General features: G+C 58.9%; 18 protein-coding genes. 11 read left to right on the top strand and 7 right to left on the bottom strand.

The features are described from left to right. Positions 1 to 215: 215 nt before the first annotated feature. From hemG to pepQ, 4 genes are read right to left on the bottom strand one after another with little or no spacing between them, the layout of a single operon-like run. Complete coding sequence (gene hemG, locus G5367_RS19025; RefSeq protein ID WP_005339483.1) at positions 216 to 740, bottom strand: menaquinone-dependent protoporphyrinogen IX dehydrogenase; 525 nt, start codon at positions 738 to 740, stop codon at positions 216 to 218. A gap of 7 nt (positions 741 to 747) precedes the next feature. After that, entirely contained in the window at positions 748 to 2,205 is a 1,458-nt protein-coding gene (locus G5367_RS19020; protein ID WP_216979840.1) for a TrkH family potassium uptake protein, read from the bottom strand. Between the two features lie 36 nt (positions 2,206 to 2,241). Then, positions 2,242 to 2,859 carry a YigZ family protein gene (locus G5367_RS19015; RefSeq protein WP_421244945.1) on the bottom strand — a complete coding sequence of 206 codons (618 nt, stop codon included), beginning with the start codon at positions 2,857 to 2,859 and terminating at the stop codon, positions 2,242 to 2,244. Continuing rightward, positions 2,859 to 4,181, bottom strand: a complete 1,323-nt coding sequence (pepQ, locus tag G5367_RS19010; RefSeq protein WP_421244946.1) for a Xaa-Pro dipeptidase — start codon at positions 4,179 to 4,181, stop codon at positions 2,859 to 2,861. The genes G5367_RS19015 and pepQ overlap by 1 nt, the downstream gene beginning before the upstream one ends. A gap of 191 nt (positions 4,182 to 4,372) precedes the next feature. Between pepQ and G5367_RS19005 the strand changes: the two genes are divergently transcribed. The 6 genes from G5367_RS19005 to G5367_RS18980 all read left to right on the top strand — a co-directional run bounded on the left by G5367_RS19005 (position 4,373) and on the right by G5367_RS18980 (position 13,533). Continuing rightward, positions 4,373 to 6,310 carry an acetoacetate--CoA ligase gene (locus G5367_RS19005; protein WP_421244947.1) on the top strand — a complete coding sequence of 646 codons (1,938 nt, stop codon included), beginning with the start codon at positions 4,373 to 4,375 and terminating at the stop codon, positions 6,308 to 6,310. 204 nt (positions 6,311 to 6,514) lie between these two features. Then, the gene (gene fadB / locus G5367_RS19000; protein ID WP_421294862.1) at positions 6,515 to 8,662 is read left to right on the top strand and encodes a fatty acid oxidation complex subunit alpha FadB; all 2,148 of its coding nucleotides are present in this window, start codon (positions 6,515 to 6,517) and stop codon (positions 8,660 to 8,662) included. 21 nt (positions 8,663 to 8,683) lie between these two features. After that, positions 8,684 to 9,847, top strand: a complete 1,164-nt coding sequence (fadA, locus tag G5367_RS18995; RefSeq protein WP_019446297.1) for an acetyl-CoA C-acyltransferase FadA — start codon at positions 8,684 to 8,686, stop codon at positions 9,845 to 9,847. Between the two features lie 278 nt (positions 9,848 to 10,125). Then, positions 10,126 to 10,848 (top strand): response regulator, encoded by a 723-nt coding sequence (locus tag G5367_RS18990; protein ID WP_005339475.1) that lies wholly within the window; start codon positions 10,126 to 10,128, stop codon positions 10,846 to 10,848. Further along, positions 10,845 to 12,290, top strand: a complete 1,446-nt coding sequence (locus G5367_RS18985; protein ID WP_005339474.1) for an ATP-binding protein — start codon at positions 10,845 to 10,847, stop codon at positions 12,288 to 12,290. The genes G5367_RS18990 and G5367_RS18985 overlap by 4 nt, the downstream gene beginning before the upstream one ends. 4 nt (positions 12,291 to 12,294) lie before the next feature. Continuing rightward, positions 12,295 to 13,533, top strand: coding sequence for an ABC transporter substrate-binding protein (locus tag G5367_RS18980; RefSeq protein WP_421223296.1), 1,239 nt, complete (start codon positions 12,295 to 12,297; stop codon positions 13,531 to 13,533). A gap of 75 nt (positions 13,534 to 13,608) precedes the next feature. Here G5367_RS18980 and G5367_RS18975 read toward each other — a convergent pair whose 3' ends face one another. After that, complete coding sequence (locus G5367_RS18975) at positions 13,609 to 13,800, bottom strand: hypothetical protein (protein WP_005339471.1); 192 nt, start codon at positions 13,798 to 13,800, stop codon at positions 13,609 to 13,611. Between the two features lie 169 nt (positions 13,801 to 13,969). Here G5367_RS18975 and tusA point away from each other — a divergent pair, with 169 nt between their 5' ends. Both tusA and G5367_RS18965 read left to right on the top strand, forming a co-directional pair. Continuing rightward, a complete protein-coding gene (gene tusA, locus G5367_RS18970; protein ID WP_005339470.1) occupies positions 13,970 to 14,215 on the top strand; it encodes a sulfurtransferase TusA in 246 nt (81 codons plus the stop codon). Between the two features lie 21 nt (positions 14,216 to 14,236). Beyond that, positions 14,237 to 14,584 (top strand): RidA family protein, encoded by a 348-nt coding sequence (locus G5367_RS18965; protein WP_019446300.1) that lies wholly within the window; start codon positions 14,237 to 14,239, stop codon positions 14,582 to 14,584. Positions 14,585 to 14,728: 144 nt separating this feature from the next. Here G5367_RS18965 and G5367_RS18960 read toward each other — a convergent pair whose 3' ends face one another. Together G5367_RS18960 and G5367_RS18955 are read right to left on the bottom strand one after the other, a co-directional pair. Beyond that, complete coding sequence (locus G5367_RS18960; RefSeq protein WP_005339468.1) at positions 14,729 to 15,385, bottom strand: OmpA family lipoprotein; 657 nt, start codon at positions 15,383 to 15,385, stop codon at positions 14,729 to 14,731. Positions 15,386 to 15,514: 129 nt separating this feature from the next. After that, on the bottom strand, positions 15,515 to 16,087 hold the full coding sequence (locus G5367_RS18955; RefSeq protein WP_107683489.1) for a DNA-3-methyladenine glycosylase I: 573 nt from the start codon (positions 16,085 to 16,087) through the stop codon (positions 15,515 to 15,517). Between the two features lie 222 nt (positions 16,088 to 16,309). Between G5367_RS18955 and glyQ the strand changes: the two genes are divergently transcribed. The 3 genes from glyQ (at position 16,310) to G5367_RS18940 (ending at position 20,297) form a co-directional block, all read left to right on the top strand. Beyond that, positions 16,310 to 17,233: a glycine--tRNA ligase subunit alpha gene (glyQ, locus tag G5367_RS18950; protein ID WP_005339464.1), complete on the top strand. Its 924-nt coding sequence runs from the start codon at positions 16,310 to 16,312 to the stop codon at positions 17,231 to 17,233. Between the two features lie 9 nt (positions 17,234 to 17,242). Beyond that, positions 17,243 to 19,312, top strand: a complete 2,070-nt coding sequence (glyS, locus tag G5367_RS18945; protein ID WP_320656949.1) for a glycine--tRNA ligase subunit beta — start codon at positions 17,243 to 17,245, stop codon at positions 19,310 to 19,312. A gap of 85 nt (positions 19,313 to 19,397) precedes the next feature. Continuing rightward, positions 19,398 to 20,297 carry a hypothetical protein gene (locus G5367_RS18940; RefSeq protein WP_236294418.1) on the top strand — a complete coding sequence of 300 codons (900 nt, stop codon included), beginning with the start codon at positions 19,398 to 19,400 and terminating at the stop codon, positions 20,295 to 20,297. The last annotated feature ends 62 nt before the right edge of the window (positions 20,298 to 20,359 follow it).

The following is a 20,359-nucleotide window of genomic DNA, read 5'->3' as shown; positions in this document are numbered from 1 at the left end:
GGCGCCCACTTCGCTAGGAAGCTGGCTCATCAGTTCGGCGTGTTCCGCCGTGCTGGTAGGGGCGCATTATAGGGAGCCGCGCCGGGATGACAAGAGGGAAAATGCAAAAAATGGCACTTTTTACAGTTTTCCGGTTCAACCGTTGCTTTATTAAACAAAAGCCCCGCGTCGGCGGGGCTGTTTCGGGCAAAAAGCCCTGAATTCACATCACACTGCTACCTTTTTGACCAGAATTCGCGTGCAAAGCTGCGCACCTTTTCCCAATCGGTAAACTCTATGTCCTTGCTGGTGTCGGTACTGCCACCGGTAATCTTCATGATCAGCTGGATGATGCGAGTCTGCCACCAGTTGTAGCGGGAGTACTGCAACGCTCCGGCAAACACACCCAGAGTTTTCGGCTTCCAGGGCGAGAGGCGCAGGAACTTCTTCATATAGGCATTGGTTTGCGGCGTCTGCTTCTCTGGCTTGCGGGCCGTCAGGTTGACACAGAAGAAGGCCGCATTGGCCACCTCCAGCTGCTCCTGATGGGCATGAATAAAGCTGAACAGGCTGGGATGGAAGTTGCCATAACGAATGGAGGCGCCGATCAAGACCTTGGCATACTTGCTGAGGTTGCACATCGGCAAGGTGTGCAGGTCGTGCATCACCACTTCGCATCCCGGCATCTGCTCCAGCATGACATCGACTATTTTGCGGGTTTGGCCATCCCGAGAGGAATAAAGCACCAGAATCTTGTCCATAACTACCTCAACTACGCCAGAATGCAGGAGTAAACAGTACCAGAAGCGTGAAGATTTCCAATCGGCCAAACAGCATGGCCAACACCAGAATCCACTTTGCCGGTGCGCTGGTACCGGAGAAATTGGCAGCCACATCTCCCAGTCCAGGCCCAACGTTGGTCAAAGTTGCCGCCACTGCCGAGAAGGCGGTTACCTCATTCATACCCGTCGCGATCAACGCCAGCATAAAGAGCACAAAGAGGATGATGTAGGTTGCGAAGAATCCCCAGACCGCTTCAACCACCCGTTCCGGCACCGCCTTGCGTCCCAGCTTCAGGGTGTAGACGGCCCTTGGATGTACCAACCGTTTCAGTTCCCGCATCCCCTGCATAAAGAGAATCATGAAGCGCATCACCTTGATACCACCGCCGGTACTGCCGGCACAGCAGCCGATAAAGGAGGAGAACATCAGCATGATGGGCAGGAAAGAGGGCCAGTCTGCATAGCTGGCGGTGCTATAACCAGTTGTCGTACCCAGCGAAACTGACTGGAACAGAGCGTGATTGAGGGTCTCTTGCCAGTGTTCGTAATGATTGTGTTGCAGTAATACTGCAGCACAGAACAGAAATAGGAACAACTGAATGCCGAGAAACACCTTCACCTCAGGATCTCTCAGATAACTGAACAACCGTACCGGCCTGTGGGCGAAGACCATGAAGTGAAGGCCGAAGTTGATACTGCCGATCAACAGGAACAACACGGTAATCAGGTTGATAACCGGGCTGTTGAAGAAACCTATGCTGGCATCGTGGGTAGAAAAACCACCGATGGAGAGGGTGGAAAAGGAGTGGCAGATGGCATCGAACAAGGTCATGCCCGCCATCCAGTAAGCCAGGGTGCAGAGCGAGGTCAGCAACAGATAGATGAACCAGAGTGCCTTGGCGGTTTCGGCGATGCGCGGCGTCACCTTGGTATCCTTGACAGGCCCGGGGATCTCGGCGCGATAGAGCTGCATCCCCCCGATCCCAAGCAACGGTAATACGGCTACCGCCAGCACGATGATCCCCATCCCTCCCAGCCACTGCAACAACTGGCGGTAGAACAGGAATGCCTTGGGCAGATCATCCAACCCGGTCAACACCGTAGCCCCCGTGGTGGTCAGACCGGAAAACGACTCGAAGAAGGCTTCCGAAACTGACATGCCAGGTACATCGCTGATGATGAAAGGAACCGCACCGACACTGCCCAGCACCACCCAGAACAACACCACGATGAGGAAACCCTCCTTCGAGCGCATCTCCTTCTTGTGATAGCGGTTGGGAAACCAGAGCACCACGCCGAGCAGCAAGGCGATCAGAAAAGAGCTGACGAACTCGGCACCACCACCATCCCGATAGCCAAAAGCCACCAACGCAGGCAACAGCATGGTCGAGCTGAACAGCGCAACCAGCAAGCCAACAATGCGAATAATGCTCAGGATGTGCATTACAGCTCCCTTTCCCCAAGTAAAGAGCGATGGATTCTAGCCATCTAAGGGACGGAGGGATACCCGCCCATGAGTCCGATCGGTCAATTCGCGGTCAACCCTCTCCCATACTTCAGACTCCCACGCCACCTGCAGGGTGACCTGCTGGCCGTAATCGGCTGCCAGCAGCTCGCCGTTGTGACTGCTTATCAGTGACTCGACCACGCCCATGTCGCCATAGTCGCAATGAATGGAGGAAGGAGTACGCGGCACCTTGAGCAGGGTTGGCAGCTGCTTGAGAGCAGCCCCCACGCCGCCCCCATAAGCTTTGACCAGTCCACCAGTGCCAAGCTGGATGCCGCCGTAGTGACGCACCACCACGGCGCAGATTTCACCGAGCCCCGAGCCCATCAACTGGGCCAGGATCGGCTTGCCCGCCGTACCGGACGGTTCGCCATCATCGCTGAAGCCATAGACCTGGCTATCTTGCGGTGCGCCCGCTACAAAAGCCCAGCAGTGGTGGCGAGCGGTCGGATGTTGGCGCTTGATCTCGTTGACCCAGCGCTTGGCCACCTCGACGGTCGGGGTGTGGGCGATCAGGGTAATGAAGCGGCTCTTCTTGATCTCTTCGCTGAGCTCCAATGAAGCAGCCGGAATGGAGTACGCAGCCGCCATCAGAGCCCTGCTTGTCTCGTCATGTTCTCCACCCCGTTGGCGTGCAGCACAATGTTATCTTCGATGCGGATGCCGCCAAACGGCCGCAGTGCCTCGACCTTGTTCCAGTTGACCCGTTTGCCCTGTTCGCCCTGACGCAGCGGCTCCAGCAGGCTGTCGATGAAGTAGAGTCCCGGCTCGATGGTGAGCACCTGATCCACCTCCATCACCCGGGTGCAGCGCAGATAGGGGAACAGCTCGGGCGCCGCCAGATGGGTGCCGCGCTCATCCTGCATGAAACCACCCGCATCGTGTACCTGCAGACCGAGGAAGTGGCCGAGGCCGTGAGGGAAGAAGACGTTGGTCACCCCGGTGTGGATCATCTCGTCAACCGACATGTCCACCAGCTCGGTCGCTTGCAGCAGGCGCGCCAGCTTGTGGTGCATCTGCAGATGCAGCTCGCTGTAGCGGCGACCCGGTTTGATCTCCTTGATGATCTCCTGCTGCTGCTCGTCGAGGGCTGCAATCAGATCGGCAAACTCGCCACGCCGCCACGCCCAGGTACGGGTGATGTCGGAGGCATAACCGTGGAAATCGACGCCGGCATCGATCAGGAAGGAGTGGCGCTCCGCATCCGGCACCCGCACGGCAGACAAATGAGTGTAGTGAAGGATGGCCGCATTGCGGTTGATGGCGACGATATTGCCGTAGGGCGCCTCATTGGCTCCCTGCCCGACCGCTTTCATGTAGGCCAGATTGATCTCGAACTCGCTCGCCCCCGCCATAAAGGAGTCCTTGGCGGCGATATGCCCGCGCACCCCGATCCGGTTCGCCTCACGCAGGCACTCCAGCTCGTAGGGGGTCTTGTAGGCGCGGTGATAGTGCAGGTAGTTAAGCACCGCCTCGGGATTGGGCTGGGTCAGACCAAGCAGCTCGGCTACTTCCAGATGGCCACCAAGATAGGCCCACTCCTGTTTGTTGGCTGGCAGGTGATCAGCCACCTGTTCCGGCCGGGTCAGGAAACGGATATCGAAGAACTCGACCCAGAAAGCATTGGGCAGATCCGCCACCTTGTGCCAGAAATCCACCGGGCGATAGAACAGCAGCACCGGTTTGTTCACCCCGTCCACCAGCAGCCAGCAGTGGGGATTGTCCAGCACCGGCAACCAGGCCTTGAAGTGCGGGTTTACCTTGAACGGGTAATCCTGATCATCGAGGAAAATGCGGTGGGTCTGGCCGGAGTGGATGGCCAGTCCGCTGAGCCCCTGTTGTTGCAGAATGTCGCGGGTGCGCTGCTGCAAGGTATCGAGGTGCTGGGCAAAAAGTTGGCTGTAGCTGCTCATGGCGTCCTGCTCCGAGGTGAATGTAATTGCAGCATAACATCAAGAGCTTGGCGGCTCGACCCGTCAAGCTGCCGCTTCGTGAGGTAACGCATACGTTACAAACGTGTTTGTTATCAACAGAAAACCAATCATTAACAAATCAAAAACAATTCAATACACTGCCGGTAGATACATGAAGTCAGGGATTACTCATGGACAACCTCTGCCTGTGGCAACCGGATCCGCTCGGGATGCAGCAATCCAACCTCTACCGCTTTATGGCGGAGGTGAACCGTTTCCACGGCTTGCAGTTGCAGAATTACCCGCAGCTTTACCAATGGTCGGTGGAGAAGACTACCCGTTTCTGGCCACTGGTATGGCAGCACTGTGGCGTCAAGGGCGAGCTCGGCAACATAGTGGCGGAGAACCGTCAGGATATGCAGCGCACTCGCTGGTTCCCCGATAGCTGCCTCAACTTCGCCGAAAACCTGCTGCGCCGTCAGGACGAGAGCCCGGCCATCATATCCCGCATCGAAGGGGGTCCAAGCCGTACTCTGAGCTGGGGTGAACTGAGTGATCAGGTTGCCCGGCTGGCTCAGTGGCTGCGCAATCAGGGGATTGGTCGTGGCGATGTGGTCGCCGCCTACCTGCCCAATATTCCGGAAACCGTGGTTGCCATGCTGGCAACCACCAGCATTGGGGCGATCTGGACCTCCACCAGCCCCGACTTCGGTGAAGCCAGCGTGGTGGAGCGCTTCGGCCAGACCCGACCACGAGTGCTGTTTGCGGTGGATGGCTATCGCTACAACGGCAAAGCTATCGACATTCAACAGAAGGTCGCCAGCGTGGTGAGCCAGATCGGCAGCATAGAGCAAACGGTGATGATCCCCCTGCTCGGCAACCCGCTGCAGCTTGGCCACGACTGGCAGCAACTGCTGGCGAGCCAGCCGGACGCCAGCCTCCAGTTCGAGCCGATGGCTTTCAATGACCCGCTCTACATCCTCTACTCTTCCGGCACCACCGGCAAACCCAAGTGCATCGTGCACGGGATTGGTGGCACCCTGCTGCAACACCTGAAAGAGCACCAGCTGCACTGCGACATCAAACCGGGGGAGCGGATCTTCTACTTCACCACCTGCGGCTGGATGATGTGGAACTGGCTGGTGAGCGCCCTCGCCTCCGGCGCCACCCTGGTGCTCTATGACGGCTCGCCATTTTACCCGGATGGCAACGTGCTGTGGGATCTGGCCCGCGACGAGCAGGTCGCTCTGTTCGGCACCTCGGCCAAGTATCTCGACGCGCTGCACAAACAGGGTTATGCCCCCATCAACAGCCACGATTTGCCGCACTTGCGGCTGATCTGCAGCACCGGCTCTGTGCTGTCGCCGGAAGGATTCGACTACGTCTATCAGCAGATAAAGCAGAATGTGCAGCTCAGCTCCATCTCAGGCGGCACCGATATCTGCTCCTGCTTCGTCATCGGCAACCCGCTCAGCCCGGTCTATCGCGGCGAGAGTCAGGGGCGCGGCCTCGGTCTCGCGGTGCAGGTATTCAACGAAGCGGGCCAGCCGGTGCAGGGGGAGAAGGGCGAGCTGGTCTGCACCAAGCCGTTCCCGGCCCAGCCCATCTACTTCTGGGGCGACGAGAATGGCGACAAGTACCACTCAGCCTACTTCGAGCGGTTCGACAACATCTGGTGCCACGGCGACTGGATCGAGCTGACCCCGACCGGCGGTATTCTATTCTACGGCCGCTCCGACGCCACACTCAATCCAGGGGGCGTGCGCATCGGCACCAGCGAGATCTATCGCTACGTCGAACAGCTCGACGAAGTGGAAGAGAGCATCGTCATCGGCCAGCAGTGGCAGCAGGACGAGCGGGTGGTGCTGTTCGTCAAGCTCAAGGCGGGCTGCAAGCTGGACGAGCCGCTGCGCGAGCGGATCCGCCAGCAGATAAAGCAACACTGCACCGCCCGCCACGTGCCCGCCCGCATCCTGCAGGTGGATGCCATCCCCCGCACCAAGTCCGGCAAGATCGTCGAACTGGCGGTGCGCGAAGTGGTACACAACCGGCCGGTCAACAATACCCACGCCCTCGCCGATCCCGAGGTGCTGAACCAGTATCGCAACCGGCCAGAACTGGCCAGTTGATAACAAACTCACATCCATCCGAGGCGCCGCAAGGCGCCTCTCTTTTGCCCGTTTTGTGATGAGGAGCTTTTACTCGAGAACTGTTAAACAAATGTTTTAAATAGGTGTTGAAAATGTCTCCTTTTGGATCAATAGTGAGCCTCGCCCCCTGCTGGGGATAAAGGAGCACCACTCCCCACTGAGTGGGAACAAGGAGACACTCTCATGATCTACCAAGGCGAAACCCTGTCGGTCAGCTACCTCGAAAACGGCATCGCCGAGCTGAGGTTTGATGCCCCGGGTTCAGTCAACAAGCTGGATCGCGCTACCCTGCTCTCCCTGAGCGAAGCGATCGCCGCATTACAACAAGAACGTGAACTAAAAGGTCTGATCCTCACCTCCGGCAAAGACGCCTTTATCGTCGGTGCCGACATTACCGAATTCCTGGAACTGTTCGATCTGCCGCAAGAAGATCTGCTCGGCTGGCTGAAAAAGGCCAACGACATCTTCAATGCCATCGAAGATCTGCCGGTACCGACCCTCTCCGCCATCAAGGGCCACGCCCTGGGCGGCGGCTGCGAGACCATTCTCTCCACCGATTTTCGTCTTGCCGACACCACTGCCAAGGTTGGCCTGCCCGAGACCAAACTCGGTATCATGCCGGGCTTTGGCGGCACAGTCCGTCTGCCGCGAGTGATCGGCGCCGACAACGCGCTCGAGTGGATCACCACCGGCAAGGATTACCGTGCCGATGACGCCCTCAAGGTGGGTGCCATCGATGCCGTGGTCGCCCCGGACGCACTGCAGAACGCTGCGCTGCAGATGATCAAGGACGCCATCGCGGGCAAGCTGGACTGGCAAGACCGTCGCGCCGCCAAGAAAGCGCCGCTGCGCCTCTCCAAACTGGAAGCCATGATGAGCTTCACCACCGCCGCCGGCATGGTTGCCGCCGTGGCGGGTAAACACTATCCGGCGCCGATGACGGCGGTGAAAACCGTCGAAGCCGCTGCTGGCATGGGCCGTGACGAAGCGCTGGTCGTTGAGGCACAGGGCTTTATCAAGCTGGCCAAAACCGATGTCGCCAAGGCGCTGGTCGGCATCTTCCTGAACGATCAACACATCAAGGCGCTGGCCAAGAAGGCGGCCAAGCAGGCAAGCAAGGCCACTGGCCACGCCGCCGTACTGGGTGCCGGCATCATGGGTGGCGGCATCGCCTACCAGTCTGCCAGCAAGGGCATTCCGGCGGTGATGAAGGATATCAACGAGAAGGCGCTGGCACTTGGCATGGGTGAAGCCACCAAGCTGCTCAACGGCCAGCTCGAAAAGGGTCGCATCGACGGCATCAAGATGGGTCAGGTACTCTCTGCCATCACTCCGACCCTCAGCTATGACAACGTCAAGCATGTGGACGTCGTTGTCGAAGCCGTGGTCGAGAACCCGAAAGTGAAAGCCGCCGTACTGGGCGAAGTGGAAGGGATCATCGGCGAAGACGCCGTGCTCGCCAGCAACACCTCCACCATTCCCATCTCCCTGCTGGCCAAGGGGCTGAAGCGCCCGCAGAACTTCTGCGGTATGCACTTCTTCAACCCGGTGCACCGTATGCCACTGGTGGAGATCATCCGCGGCGAGCAAACCTCCGATGAAACCATCAACCGCGTGGTGGCCTATGCCGCCGCCATGGGCAAGTCCCCTGTGGTGGTCAACGATTGCCCGGGCTTCTTCGTCAACCGGGTGCTGTTCCCCTACTTCTTCGGCTTCAACAAGCTGGTCGCCGATGGTGCTGACTTCGCGGCCGTCGACAAGGTGATGGAGAAGGAGTTTGGCTGGCCCATGGGCCCCGCCTATCTGCTGGACGTGGTCGGCATCGACACCGGTCACCATGCCGGTGATGTGATGGCGCAGGGCTTCCCGGCACGCATGAGCAAGGAAGGTCGCACCGCCATCGACGTGATGTACGAAGTGAATCGCTTCGGTCAGAAGAACGGCAAGGGCTTCTACGCCTACGAGCAGGACAAGAAGGGCAAACCGAAGAAGGTGGCCGACGCCGCTGCTTACGAGCTGCTGGCCCCCATCGCCAAGCCGAAACAGGATTTCGACAAGGAAGCCATCATCGCTCGCATGATGATCCCGATGATCAACGAGGTGGTGCTCTGTCTGGAAGAGGGCATTGTCGCCACGCCAGCCGAAGCCGACATCGCGCTGGTCTACGGTCTGGGCTTCCCTCCCTTCCGCGGCGGCGTGTTCCGCTATCTGGACACCATTGGTCTGGATCGCTACGTGGCCATGGCCGACCAGTATGCCGATTTGGGCCCGCTCTACCGCGTCAGCGACAAGCTGCGCGAGATGGCTGCCCAGGGCAAAACCTTCTACTGATTGCGGAAAGGAGATCCATTCATGAAAGACGTAGTCATTGTCGACTGTATCCGGACCCCGATGGGCCGGTCCAAGGGCGGCGCCTTCCGCAACGTGCGTGCAGAAGATCTGTCCGCGCACCTGATGAAATCCATCCTGCTGCGCAACCCCAACCTCGACCCGAACGAGATCGAGGATATCTACTGGGGCTGCGTGCAGCAGACCCTGGAGCAGGGCTTCAACATCGCCCGCAACGCCGCGCTGCTGGCCGGTATTCCGAAGCAGGTGGGGGCGGTCACCGTCAACCGTCTGTGCGGCTCCAGTATGCAGGCGCTGCATGACGCCTCCCGCGCCATTCAGGTAGGTGATGGGGATATCTTCATCATCGGCGGCGTCGAGCACATGGGTCACGTACCGATGAGCCACGGCGTCGACTTCCACCCCGGCATGGCCAAATCGGTGGCGAAAGCCTCCGGCATGATGGGATTGACTGCCGAGATGCTCGGCAAGCTGCACGGCATCAGCCGTCAGCAGCAGGACGAGTTTGCCGCCCGCTCCCACCGCCGTGCCCACGCGGCAACCGTGGAAGGACGTTTTGCCAAGGAGATCGTCGGGCTGGAAGGCCATGACGCCAGCGGCGCCCGCTTCTTCTACGACTATGACGAGGTGATCCGCCCGGAGACCACGGTCGAAACCCTGAGCCAGCTGCGCCCGGTGTTTGACCCGGTCAACGGCACCGTCACCGCCGGCAGCTCCTCGGCCCTGTCCGATGGCGCCGCCGCCATGCTGGTGATGAGCGCGGATCGTGCCAAGGCCCTCGGCCTCACGCCGCGCGCCAAGGTTCGTGCCATGGCCATCGCCGGCTGCGACGCAGCCATCATGGGTTACGGCCCGGTTCCGGCGACCCAGAAGGCGCTCAAACGGGCCGGTCTGACCATCGGTGACATCGACCTGTTCGAGCTGAACGAGGCGTTTGCCGCCCAGTCCTTGCCCTGCGTGAAAGATTTGGGTCTGCAGGATCAGGTGGACGAGAAGGTGAACCTGAACGGCGGCGCCATTGCGCTGGGTCACCCGCTCGGCTGCTCCGGTGCGCGCATCTCCACCACCCTCATCAATCTGATGGAGGAGAAGGACGCCACCCTGGGGGTTGCCACCATGTGTATCGGTCTGGGTCAGGGCATCGCCACCGTGTTTGAACGGGTGTGATCACCAGCCGGATCGACGGGATGCACTACTGAGAGTTGTCCCTTTTCGGGGCCAGTCTGACTGGCCCCCTTTCAAGTCTGTGACGATCGCCACACGGGGTGCTCGTCAGTGGTCAGAAGCTGTCTGTTGGCCGTCCCGTTTGGGTCGGCCTTTTTTCATTTTAATCTTATCAATAGGCTGTTATTGCCTTAAACCTCACATTAGATAGGGGGCTTGCTTGCTTTTTACTCCCCCGACAGGTTCAATCTGCACAAAAAAATGGGTGGATGCACATACATATGTCAATGAGCAAACAACTGCTGATCGTCGATGACGACCAAGAGATCCGCGAGCTGCTCAATGAGTACCTGACCCGGGCGGGCTTTCAGGTATTGACGGCGGCGGAGGGCAACGAGATGCGCCAGCAACTCGCCCAGCACAGCCCGGACCTGATTATTCTGGACATCATGATGCCCGGCGAGGACGGTTTTACCCTCTGCCAGCAGATCCGTCGTGACTCCCAGGTGCCCATCATCATGCTGACCGCCGCCTCCGACGAAGCGGATCGGGTGATCGGTCTGGAACTGGGCGCCGACGACTATATCGCCAAGCCGTTCAGCCCCCGCGAACTGCAGGCCCGCATCAAGGCACTGCTGCGCCGCGCCGAATTCCGCCAGCCGGAAAAAGAGAAAGAGCCGAGCCGCCGCCTGCGTTTTGCCGAGTGGACCCTCGATACCCTGAGCCACCAGCTGACCCATGACGATGGCAGCCTGCTGGATCTCTCCGGCAGCGATGCCATGCTGCTCGGCATGTTCCTGCAACAGCCCGGCGTGGTGCTGGATCGCGACACCATCTCGGATGCCACCCGCGGCCGCGAAAGCCTGCCGATGGAACGCGGCATCGACGTACAGATCAGCCGTCTGCGCCAGAAGCTGGGCGACAACGGCAAGAGCCCGCGCATCATCAAGACCATCCGCGGTAGCGGCTACATGCTGATTGCCGAGGTGCACGAGCTGCCATGAGCAACAAGTGGTCCTGGGGGGCGCTGGTGCCCCGCTCCCTGTTGTCACGGATGATCCTGCTGTTGTTGCTGGCCATCCTGCTCTCCCAGACCATTCTGACCGGCATCTGGATGCAGCAGATCCAGAAGCGGGAGCTGGAGGGGATGCTCAGCACCACCCGCAACCTCGCCATGTCTGCCGCTTCCACCGTCAACTTCTTCAAATCCCTGCCGCTGCAGTATCGCCATATCGCGCTGGACCAGCTGCGCAACATGGGGGGCAGCCGCTTCTTCGTCTCGCTCAACGAGGAAGAGATCCACATCAACGCCATCCCCGACAGCGAACGCAAGACGCAGGTGCTGGAGGAGGTTCAGGGAGTGCTGACCCGCAAGCTCTCCGACGCCATGGCGATCAAGGTGGACTTCTCCCGACCCGATGACCTCCACGTCTTCAACAACGACACCCTGCTGGCGGATCTCCCCTCCTCCTGGGCCCGCTACACCCTGTCGCTGGAGCCGCTCAATCCACCGGTACTGGTGACCCAGATCGAGATTGAAAAGGGGGAGTGGCTCTATCTGGCGGCCCTGCTGCCCGCCCCCTACATGACCCTCGACGATACCGTGATGCCGAGCAACCAGGTGCGTTTCATCGCCCTGATGACGGTGTTCCTCTGCTTCTTCACCTTTATGCTGGTGCGATGGCAGACCCGGCCACTGCGCCGTCTCGCCAAGGCGGCGGTGAATCTCGGCAAGGATATCGATCAACCTTCGCTCAAAGAGGAAGGGGCGTCGGAAATCGTGGCGGCGACCCGCGCCTTCAACATCATGCAGCACCGCATCCGCCGTTATATCGATGATAGAGAACGGCTGTTCAGCTCCATCTCCCACGACCTCAAGACCCCCATCACCCGACTGCGACTGCGGGTCGAACTGCTCGACGACGAGGTGCAAATCGCCAAGTTCAACAAGGATCTCGACGAACTGGAGCTGATGGTGAAAGGGGCGCTGCAGACGGTTAAAGAGACCGACATTCACGAGAATATCGAGGAGATCGACATCAACGCCCTGCTGGAGCAGATGGCGGAGTCGATGAACCTGCACGACGAGCGGCTGACCATCGAAGGCCACTGCAAGTGGCCCTATCGCGGCAAGCTGCTGGCGCTCAAGCGCTGCATCGGCAATCTGGTAGACAACGGCATCAAGTACGGCCAGCGGGTACGCATCATCATCATGGATGACGAGGAGATGCTGATCCTCTTCATCATGGATGAGGGCCCCGGCCTGCCGGATGACCAGTTCGAGCGCATCTTCGAGCCCTATTACCGGCTCAGCACGGATCAGGCTGGCACCGGCCTCGGCCTTGGCATCGCCCGCAACATAGCCCACGCCCACGGCGGCGATCTGGTGCTGGAAAACCGTCCGCAAGGTGGCCTGCAGGCCACGCTCTCCCTACCAAGGCAGTAACCTTATGAAGTGGTTGTCTTTTTCTGTCATCGCCCTGCTCTCTGCTCCCGTTGCCGCCTCCCAGGTGGAAGTGCTGCACTGGTGGACGTCCGGCGGCGAAGCGAAAGCGGTCGAAGTGCTCAAATCCGAGTGGACTCGACAGGGCAACCAATGGAACGACTTCGCGGTACAGGGCGGCGGCGGCAAGAGCGCCATGACGGTATTGAAGAGCCGGGCGCTGGCGGCCAACCCGCCCGAAGCGGCCCACCTCAAGGGTTACGAGCTCAAGGAGTGGGCCGGACTCGGCTTTTTGCGCGATCTCACCCCTATGGCCGAGCACCTCGGCTGGTACAGTCAGATGCCGCCCATGGTGCGCGCCACCCTCAGTCAGAATGGCGCCCTGATGGCGGTGCCCACCGGCATCCACCGGGTCAACTGGCTGTGGCTCAACCGCAAAATCTTCGAGCGCAACAAGCTGGCTCCGCCCACCGACTGGGCCCAGTTTGTCACCGTCTCCGACCAGCTTAAAAAACGGGGCATCACCCCGCTCGCCATTGGCAACGAGCCCTGGCAGCTGGCGGTACTGTTTGAAACGGTGGCACTCGGTGAGGGCGGAAAAGAATTCTATCGCAAGGCGTTCCTCGAGCAGGACAGCGCCACCCTGACCGGCCCTGACATGGTGCGGGTGTTGACCCGTTTCCAGCAGCTGCGCGCCTATGTGCCGCAAAAATACGCCGGTATGAAGTGGCATCAGGCCACCAATCTGCTGGAGAGCGGTGGCGCCGCCATGCAGGTGATGGGGGACTGGGTGAAGGGTGAACTGAGTGCCGGTAACTACCGGCCGGGTGAGGATATCGCCTGCCTGCCGAGCCCGGGCAGCGCCGGACTGTTCAGCTACAACCTAGACTCCATCGCCATGTTCAAACAGCGGGATCCGGCCCAGCTGCAGGCGCAGGGCGATCTGGCGCAGCTACTGATGACGCCAAAATTTCAGGAGGAGTTCAATCGGGTGAAGGGGTCGATCCCGGCGCTGACCAATCCCGACATGAGCAAGTTCGACCGCTGCGCCGTCCGCTCCTATCAGGACTTCCTGCTGGCGGAAAAGCAGGACAACCTGCTGCCCAGTATGGCGGAGGGGATGGCGACGCCGACCAATATGCGGCAGGCGATCCTCGATGTGCTGAGCAACTTCTTCAACGACCCCAAGGCCAACCCGGAGCAGACGGCGCTGCATCTGGAGCGGGCGATGCGCTCGACCCGCTGATCCGGGCACATTGCCAAACGGCAGAAATGACAAAGGCGGAATTGCTCCGCCTTTGTTGTTGAATCGTCATCCGATTCAGGATTGATCGTTCTCGTCCTCATCCTCGTCATAGTAATCGCTGAGCTCGATCCAGAGCCCCAACCCGACCATCACCATGGAGCCGAACCAGGTACCGGTATTCCCGATCGGGCTGCCCATCACTATCATGGCGAAGGACAAGAACCCCATGCCTGCATAGGCTTGTAATCTGCCGTAGGAGACCTGCATATTCACCTCCTTGTTGAATATGGTTCAATTTTTATATTACTCGTCCGGCGCAAGCTGGATAGGGTTCAATAACATTTCGGTTACATATGCTGGTTAACGGGTCGTTTGTTTGATTATTTTTTAGCCCTGAGTATCATTGGCAGCCGAATAGGTTGAAGGTTGATAATAGATGAGTGATTTATTCTGCGGCGCAACTCATGAGTTGGACGCAATCGGGCTTCGTTGCCCGGAACCCGTTATGATGGTTCGCAAGAAAGTGCGGCTGATGGCGGATGGCGAGACCCTGCTGGTCAGTGCCGACGATCCTTCAACCACCCGCGACATCCCCAGTTTCTGCCGCTTTATGGATCACACCCTGGTCGCCAGCGAGACAGAGCAGGCCCCCTACCGCTATCTGATCCGCAAGGGTCAATAAGCCCCCGTACCGGAGCACTCCATGACAACCATTACCCGAATCGGCACCACTCAGCGTTGGTCAGACGTGGTCATCCACAATGGCACCCTCTACGTGGTGGAAGTGCCCGTCAGCGAAGAGGCCGACATCCACCAGCAGACCCGCGAAGTACTTGAGAGCCTGCAACGCCTGCTGGAAGCCAACGGCTCCGGCGTCGACAAGATCCTGATGGCCAATATCTATCTGAAAGACATTCAGGACATCGCCGCCTTCAACGAGCAGTGGGATGCCTGGATCCCGGCTGGCACCGCCCCCGTGCGCGCCTGTGTACAAGCCCGCTTAGCCCACGAAGGCTACAAGGTCGAAGTACAGCTGACTGCGGCAGTCTAAGAGGCGCTTATCCCCCTCATCCCCGCCCCTTCTCCCACAAGGGGAGAAGGGAGCAAACAACAAGGGGCCATTGCCAGCAACGGCTCCAATAGAAAGGCCCCGCCATCACTGGCGGGGCCTTTTCGTTACCGAAACCTGAACGACTTAGGCGGTCGGGGTCAGGGTAATGGTCACGCGACGGTTCTGGGCTTTGCCAGCGGCGGTGCTGTTGGTAGCAACCGGCTGATCCGGGCCCACGCCGGTGGTGGAGATGCGGCTACCTGCTACGCCCTGACCAATCAGCTGGGCGGCAACGGCATCGGCACGATCGCGGGAGAGCTTCATGTTCAGATCGCGGGAACCTGTACTGTCGGTGTGACCGACCACGTTCAGGCGGGTCTTGTCGAACTCGGCAACCACCATGGCCACGCCGGAGAGGGTGTTGGCACCGGCCGCTTTCAGCTGGGAGCTGGAGCTGTCGAAGGTGACGTTGTTCGGCATGTTGAGGATCAGCTCATTGCCATTGCGGGTCACGCTGACGCCGGTGCCCTGCAGCTTCTCGCGCAGCTTGGCTTCCTGCACGTCCATGTAGTAGCCGATACCGCCACCCAGCGCCGCGCCAGCAGCAACGCCGGTCAGGATGCCCTTCTTGCGGTCACCCTTGCTGGAGGAGAGCGCACCTACGGCCGCACCGGCAGCGGCGCCAGCCAGCGCGCCCCAGGCACCTTTTGAGGTCTGGGATTCACCTGTGTAGGGGTTGGTGGTACAGCCGCTCAGGGCAACGGTCAGTGCCAGAGCTGGCACCAGGATCTTGGCTCGCATGAAAAAACCTCTGTGAAAACAATCCGGCACCATGCCGGGGGCCGGATTGTAACGCGCTGGCACGCCATTGTCTGACGCAAGCCTGAACAGATGGCGAGAGTGATGTTTTTTTGGGCAATCGGCGGGCTGTCAGCGCGGTAACTGACACTCGGCGTGGCAAGGACAGCTGACCAGATGATCGTTCACCATTCCCACCGCCTGCATAAAGGCGTAACAGATGGTGCTGCCGACGAAGTTGAAGCCGAGCTTCTTGAGCGCTTTCGACATGGCATCCGACTCCGGCGAGGTGGCCGGAATATCGCCGTTGCCCTGCCGCTGGTTGACGATGGGGGCACCGCCAACAAAGCCCCACAGGTAGTCGGCGAAGTCGATCCCCTGCTCCTGCAACGCCAGATAGGCGCGGGCATTTCTGATGATCGACTGCACCTTGAGCCGGTTGCGGATGATGCCGGTGTCCTGCATCAGCCGCTCTACATCCTGCTCGTCGAACCGGGCAATCTGCACCGGATCAAAGTCGGCATAGGCGCGGTAGTAGCTCTCGGTGCGCTTGAGGATGGTGATCCACGACAGCCCCGCCTGCTGGCCGTCGAGGCAGAGCTTGGCAAACAGCTCGCGGGCGTCATAGACCGGCCTGCCCCACTGTTTGTCATGGTATTCAATGTATTCCGGGTCCTTGGTCACCCAGGCGCAGCGCAGTTCCATTTCCTCTCCCTCGTTATTTCAGCGGTTTGCCCGACCCTGCCCACTCTGCAGGCGGCACTGCTCACATCATATACCGGACATCCCGCCCGACCAGCCAGAGCGCAGCACCATCCCGCGAATCCGCTGCAATTTCGCCTATTATCCGACCATGCCAGACGGTATACTCCCTCGGTTCACATTCAGCAAATCTTGCTCTGATTTTCACTTCGCGCGAAAAAAATTATGCAAAAATTCGATGTCAAAACCTTTCAGGGCCTGATCCTGCAGCTGCAGGACTATTGGTCCCGCCAGGGCTGTACCATCATTCAGCCGCTGGATATGGAAGTGGGTGCCGGTACTTCCCACCCCATGACCTGTCTGCGTGCCCTGGGCCCGGAGCCCATCGCCTGCGCCTACGTGCAACCGTCCCGCCGTCCGACCGACGGCCGCTACGGTGAAAACCCGAACCGCCTGCAGCACTACTACCAGTTCCAGGTGATCATCAAGCCTTCCCCCGACAACATTCAGGAACTCTATCTGGGCTCCCTGAAAGAGCTGGGCATGGATCCTGAAATCCATGACATCCGCTTCGTGGAAGACAACTGGGAAAACCCGACCCTGGGTGCCTGGGGTCTGGGTTGGGAAGTGTGGCTGAACGGCATGGAAGTGACCCAGTTCACCTACTTCCAGCAGGTTGGCGGCCTCGAGTGCAAGCCGGTCACCGGCGAGATCACCTACGGTCTCGAGCGTCTGGCCATGTACATTCAGGGCGTAGACAGCGTCTACGATCTGGTCTGGTCTGACGGCCCGCTGGGCAAGACCACCTACGGCGACGTGTTCCACCAGAACGAAGTGGAGCAATCCACCTACAACTTCGAACACGCCGATGTGGAGTTCCTGTTCCACTGCTTCGAGCAGTACGAAAAGGAAGCCCAGAACCTGCTGGCACTGGAAAAACCGCTGCCGCTGCCTGCCTACGAGCGCATCCTCAAAGCCGCTCACTCCTTCAACCTGCTGGATGCCCGCAAGGCCATCTCGGTCACCGAGCGTCAGCGCTACATCCTGCGCATTCGCACCCTGACCAAGGCCGTGGCAGAGGCATACTACGCCTCCCGCGAAGCGCTGGGCTTCCCGATGTGTCAGCGCAGTGAGAACAAGCAAGGTTAAGGAACGGACATGGCACAACATACATTTCTGGTAGAGATCGGTACTGCTGAGCTGCCGCCCAAAGCCCTGCGCTCCCTGGCCGAAGCCTTTGCCGACAACTTCAAAGCCGAACTGACCAAGGCCGATCTGGCCTTCGGCGACGTCGAGTGGTTTGCCTCACCGCGCCGTCTGGCGCTGAAGGTAAGCGAGCTGGCTGGCGAACAGCCGAGCAAGAGCGTCGAGAAGCGCGGCCCTGCCGTGGCGCAGGCGTTCGATGCCGAAGGCAAGCCGACCAAGGCTGCCGAAGGCTGGGCCCGTGGCAATGGCATCACCGTTGAGCAGGCCGAGCGTCTGGTCACCGACAAGGGCGAGTGGCTGGTTCACACCGCCAAGGTCGAAGGCCGTCCGGCCAAAGAATTGCTGGGCGAACTGGTCGCCTCTGCGCTGGCCAAGCTGCCGATCCCGAAGATGATGCGCTGGGGCGACAAGACCATCCAGTTCGTGCGTCCGGTCTTCACCGTGACCCTGCTGCTGGATGGGGATCTGGTCCCTGCCCACATTCTGGGTATCGACTCTGCCCGCACCATCCGCGGTCACCGCTTTATGGGCGAGAGCGAGTTCACCATCGACAACGCCAGCCAGTACCCGCAGATCCTGCAGGAGCGCGGCATGGTGATTGCCGACTTTATGGCGCGCAAGGCCAAGATCAAGGCTGACGTCGAAGCGGCCGCTGCCGCCTTCGGTGGCGTAGCCGATCTGGACGACGCCCTGCTGGAAGAAGTGACCGCACTGGTCGAGTGGCCGGTGGTGCTGACCGCCAACTTCGAAGAGAAGTTCCTGGCCGTGCCGGCTGAAGCGCTGGTGCACACCATGAAGGGTGACCAGAAGTACTTCCCGGTCTACGACAAGAACGGCAAGCTGCTGCCGAAGTTCATCTTCGTCACCAACATCGAGTCCAAAGACCCGAGCCAGATCATCAGCGGCAACGAGAAGGTGGTTCGCCCCCGTCTCTCTGACGCCGAGTTCTTCTTCAAGACCGACCTCAAGCAGACCCTGGCCTCCCGCCTGCCGCGCCTTGAAACCGTGCTGTTCCAGCAACAGCTGGGCACCGTCAAGGCCAAGGTCGAGCGTATCGAGACCGTCGCCGGCTTTATCGCCGAGCGTATCGGCGCTGATGTTGCTCAGGCCAAGCGTGCCGGTCTGCTCTCCAAGTGTGACCTGATGACCAACATGGTCGGCGAGTTCACCGACACCCAGGGTGTCATGGGGATGCACTACGCCCGTCACGATGGCGAAGACGAAGCGGTGGCCGTGGCCCTCAACGAGCAGTACATGCCGCGCTTTGCCGGTGATGCCCTGCCGTCCGGTCTGGTTGCCTGCGCCGTTGCGCTGGCCGACAAGTTCGACACCCTGGCCGGTATCTTCGGCATCGGCATGCTGCCGAAGGGTGACAAAGACCCGTTCGCCCTGCGTCGCGCCGCCATCGGTGCCCTGCGTATCATGACCGAGAAGCAGCTGGATCTGGATCTGGTTGAACTGGTTGAAGAAGCGGTACGCGTCTACGGCGACAAGCTGACCAACAAAACCGTCGTCACCGACGTGGTCGACTTTATGCTGGGCCGCTTCCGCGCCGCCTATCAGGACGAAGGCATCGGTGCCGACGTGGTGCTGGCCGTACTGGCACGCCGCCCGACCCGTCCGCTCGACTTCGATCGTCGCGTCAAGGCCGTCAGCCACTTCCGCACGCTGGATGCCGCACTGGCACTGGCTGCCGCCAACAAGCGCGTGAGCAACATTCTGGCCAAGGTCGAAGGCGAGTTGCCGACTGCCGTCAAACCGGAACTGCTGGTCGATGCCGCCGAGAAGGCGCTGGCCACCCAGGTTGCCGAACTGCAAGCCGAACTGGCCCCGCTGTTCGCTGCCGGTGACTATCAGGCAGCCCTCACCCGTCTGGCCGCCCTGCGCGAGCCGGTCGACACCTTCTTCAACGAAGTGATGGTGATGGCCGACGACGAAGCCCTCAAGGCCAACCGTCTGGCACTGCTGAACAACCTGCGTAACCTGTTCCTGCAAGTCGCGGATATCTCCCTGCTGCAGTGATGTTGGTTGGGTTGAGTGATATTAAAAACGGCGCCGTAAAGGCGCCGTTTTTATATAAACTAATTCTCTTCAACAAGGGGTTAACATGAGTAAACTGGACTTATGGGAGCAGCCTATAAAATCTACTGGTGAAAATGGAATTTTCAAAAAACAGGATTGGATAAAAGAAGCAGATGGGAAAATAATTAGTGCCAAGCTTCTACGGAATTGCGCCAAAAACGCACAACTTAAATTCGAAAATCTCACAAGAGATAGTAATGGCAACATCATTAGAGCCAGCTCACAAGAGACTTTTGAACTTCTTGATGAAAAAGCTGCGGCTAATAAGGCAAGTTTTTTATTACTTGGTTATGCAATTGAACTTCTGCTGAAGTCTAGTATTGTATCTTTGCTTATTTCAGCACCCAAAAAAATCCTTGATAAGAAGATGAAAAGTTATAGTCATGGGTTAATCAACATTACCAATGACTTAAGGCTAAGCTTATCTAGAGATGAGCGATCGCTTTTAGTAGAGTTAGAAAAATTCATTGTTGAAGAAGCGAGGTATCCACTAAAGTCTTATTCGCCAGCTGAATATTGCGAAGACCTAAATAAAGTCAATCAGCGTTTCTCTGATCATAGTAAGTTTAATCTTGGGGTAGAACTATTTACTCGACTCAGAGCAGTCATGATGGATATAGATGGAACTCCGGGCGACCCCAAATTTTACAACCATATGGGAATGGAAGATAATGGATTTATTATTTTCCGAGCAGGAGGTTCATTACCAGCTGTAATTATAATAAAATTTTGTGATTCACAAATAAGAAATGGTTTGAATAATTTAAACCATGTAAGACGTCTTCTACTGAAAAAGAACGAACACGACATGACCATATATTCACGTTTAATGGAAAAAACATGGATGAATGCAATTTTCTTTGTCGTAGATGAAAAAAAGGGCTTAAAAAAAGTTGAATATGACTACGCTGGGACACCCACCTAGCGGGTAGGTTCGATTAGCCGTCAGGCGTAATCGGACGTTCGCGTAAATGGATTATCCCGCCA

The sequence above is a fragment of the Aeromonas sp. 604282 genome (assembly GCF_049170575.1).
Taxonomy (GTDB): Bacteria; Pseudomonadota; Gammaproteobacteria; order Enterobacterales; family Aeromonadaceae; genus Aeromonas; species Aeromonas veronii_A.
This window is presented reverse-complemented; position numbering and strand designations above follow the sequence as displayed.

Coding starts and splice junctions, on each gene's coding strand:
- hemG (WP_005339483.1), bottom strand. CDS start 740: ATGGACAAGATTCTGGTGCTTTATTCCTCTCGGGATGGCCAAACCCGC.
- G5367_RS19020 (WP_216979840.1), bottom strand. CDS start 2,205: ATGCACATCCTGAGCATTATTCGCATTGTTGGCTTGCTGGTTGCGCTG.
- G5367_RS19015 (WP_421244945.1), bottom strand. CDS start 2,859: ATGGCGGCTGCGTACTCCATTCCGGCTGCTTCATTGGAGCTCAGCGAA.
- pepQ (WP_421244946.1), bottom strand. CDS start 4,181: ATGAGCAGCTACAGCCAACTTTTTGCCCAGCACCTCGATACCTTGCAG.
- G5367_RS19005 (WP_421244947.1), top strand. CDS start 4,373: ATGGACAACCTCTGCCTGTGGCAACCGGATCCGCTCGGGATGCAGCAA.
- fadB (WP_421294862.1), top strand. CDS start 6,515: ATGATCTACCAAGGCGAAACCCTGTCGGTCAGCTACCTCGAAAACGGC.
- fadA (WP_019446297.1), top strand. CDS start 8,684: ATGAAAGACGTAGTCATTGTCGACTGTATCCGGACCCCGATGGGCCGG.
- G5367_RS18990 (WP_005339475.1), top strand. CDS start 10,126: ATGTCAATGAGCAAACAACTGCTGATCGTCGATGACGACCAAGAGATC.
- G5367_RS18985 (WP_005339474.1), top strand. CDS start 10,845: ATGAGCAACAAGTGGTCCTGGGGGGCGCTGGTGCCCCGCTCCCTGTTG.
- G5367_RS18980 (WP_421223296.1), top strand. CDS start 12,295: ATGAAGTGGTTGTCTTTTTCTGTCATCGCCCTGCTCTCTGCTCCCGTT.
- G5367_RS18975 (WP_005339471.1), bottom strand. CDS start 13,800: ATGCAGGTCTCCTACGGCAGATTACAAGCCTATGCAGGCATGGGGTTC.
- tusA (WP_005339470.1), top strand. CDS start 13,970: ATGAGTGATTTATTCTGCGGCGCAACTCATGAGTTGGACGCAATCGGG.
- G5367_RS18965 (WP_019446300.1), top strand. CDS start 14,237: ATGACAACCATTACCCGAATCGGCACCACTCAGCGTTGGTCAGACGTG.
- G5367_RS18960 (WP_005339468.1), bottom strand. CDS start 15,385: ATGCGAGCCAAGATCCTGGTGCCAGCTCTGGCACTGACCGTTGCCCTG.
- G5367_RS18955 (WP_107683489.1), bottom strand. CDS start 16,087: ATGGAACTGCGCTGCGCCTGGGTGACCAAGGACCCGGAATACATTGAA.
- glyQ (WP_005339464.1), top strand. CDS start 16,310: ATGCAAAAATTCGATGTCAAAACCTTTCAGGGCCTGATCCTGCAGCTG.
- glyS (WP_320656949.1), top strand. CDS start 17,243: ATGGCACAACATACATTTCTGGTAGAGATCGGTACTGCTGAGCTGCCG.
- G5367_RS18940 (WP_236294418.1), top strand. CDS start 19,398: ATGAGTAAACTGGACTTATGGGAGCAGCCTATAAAATCTACTGGTGAA.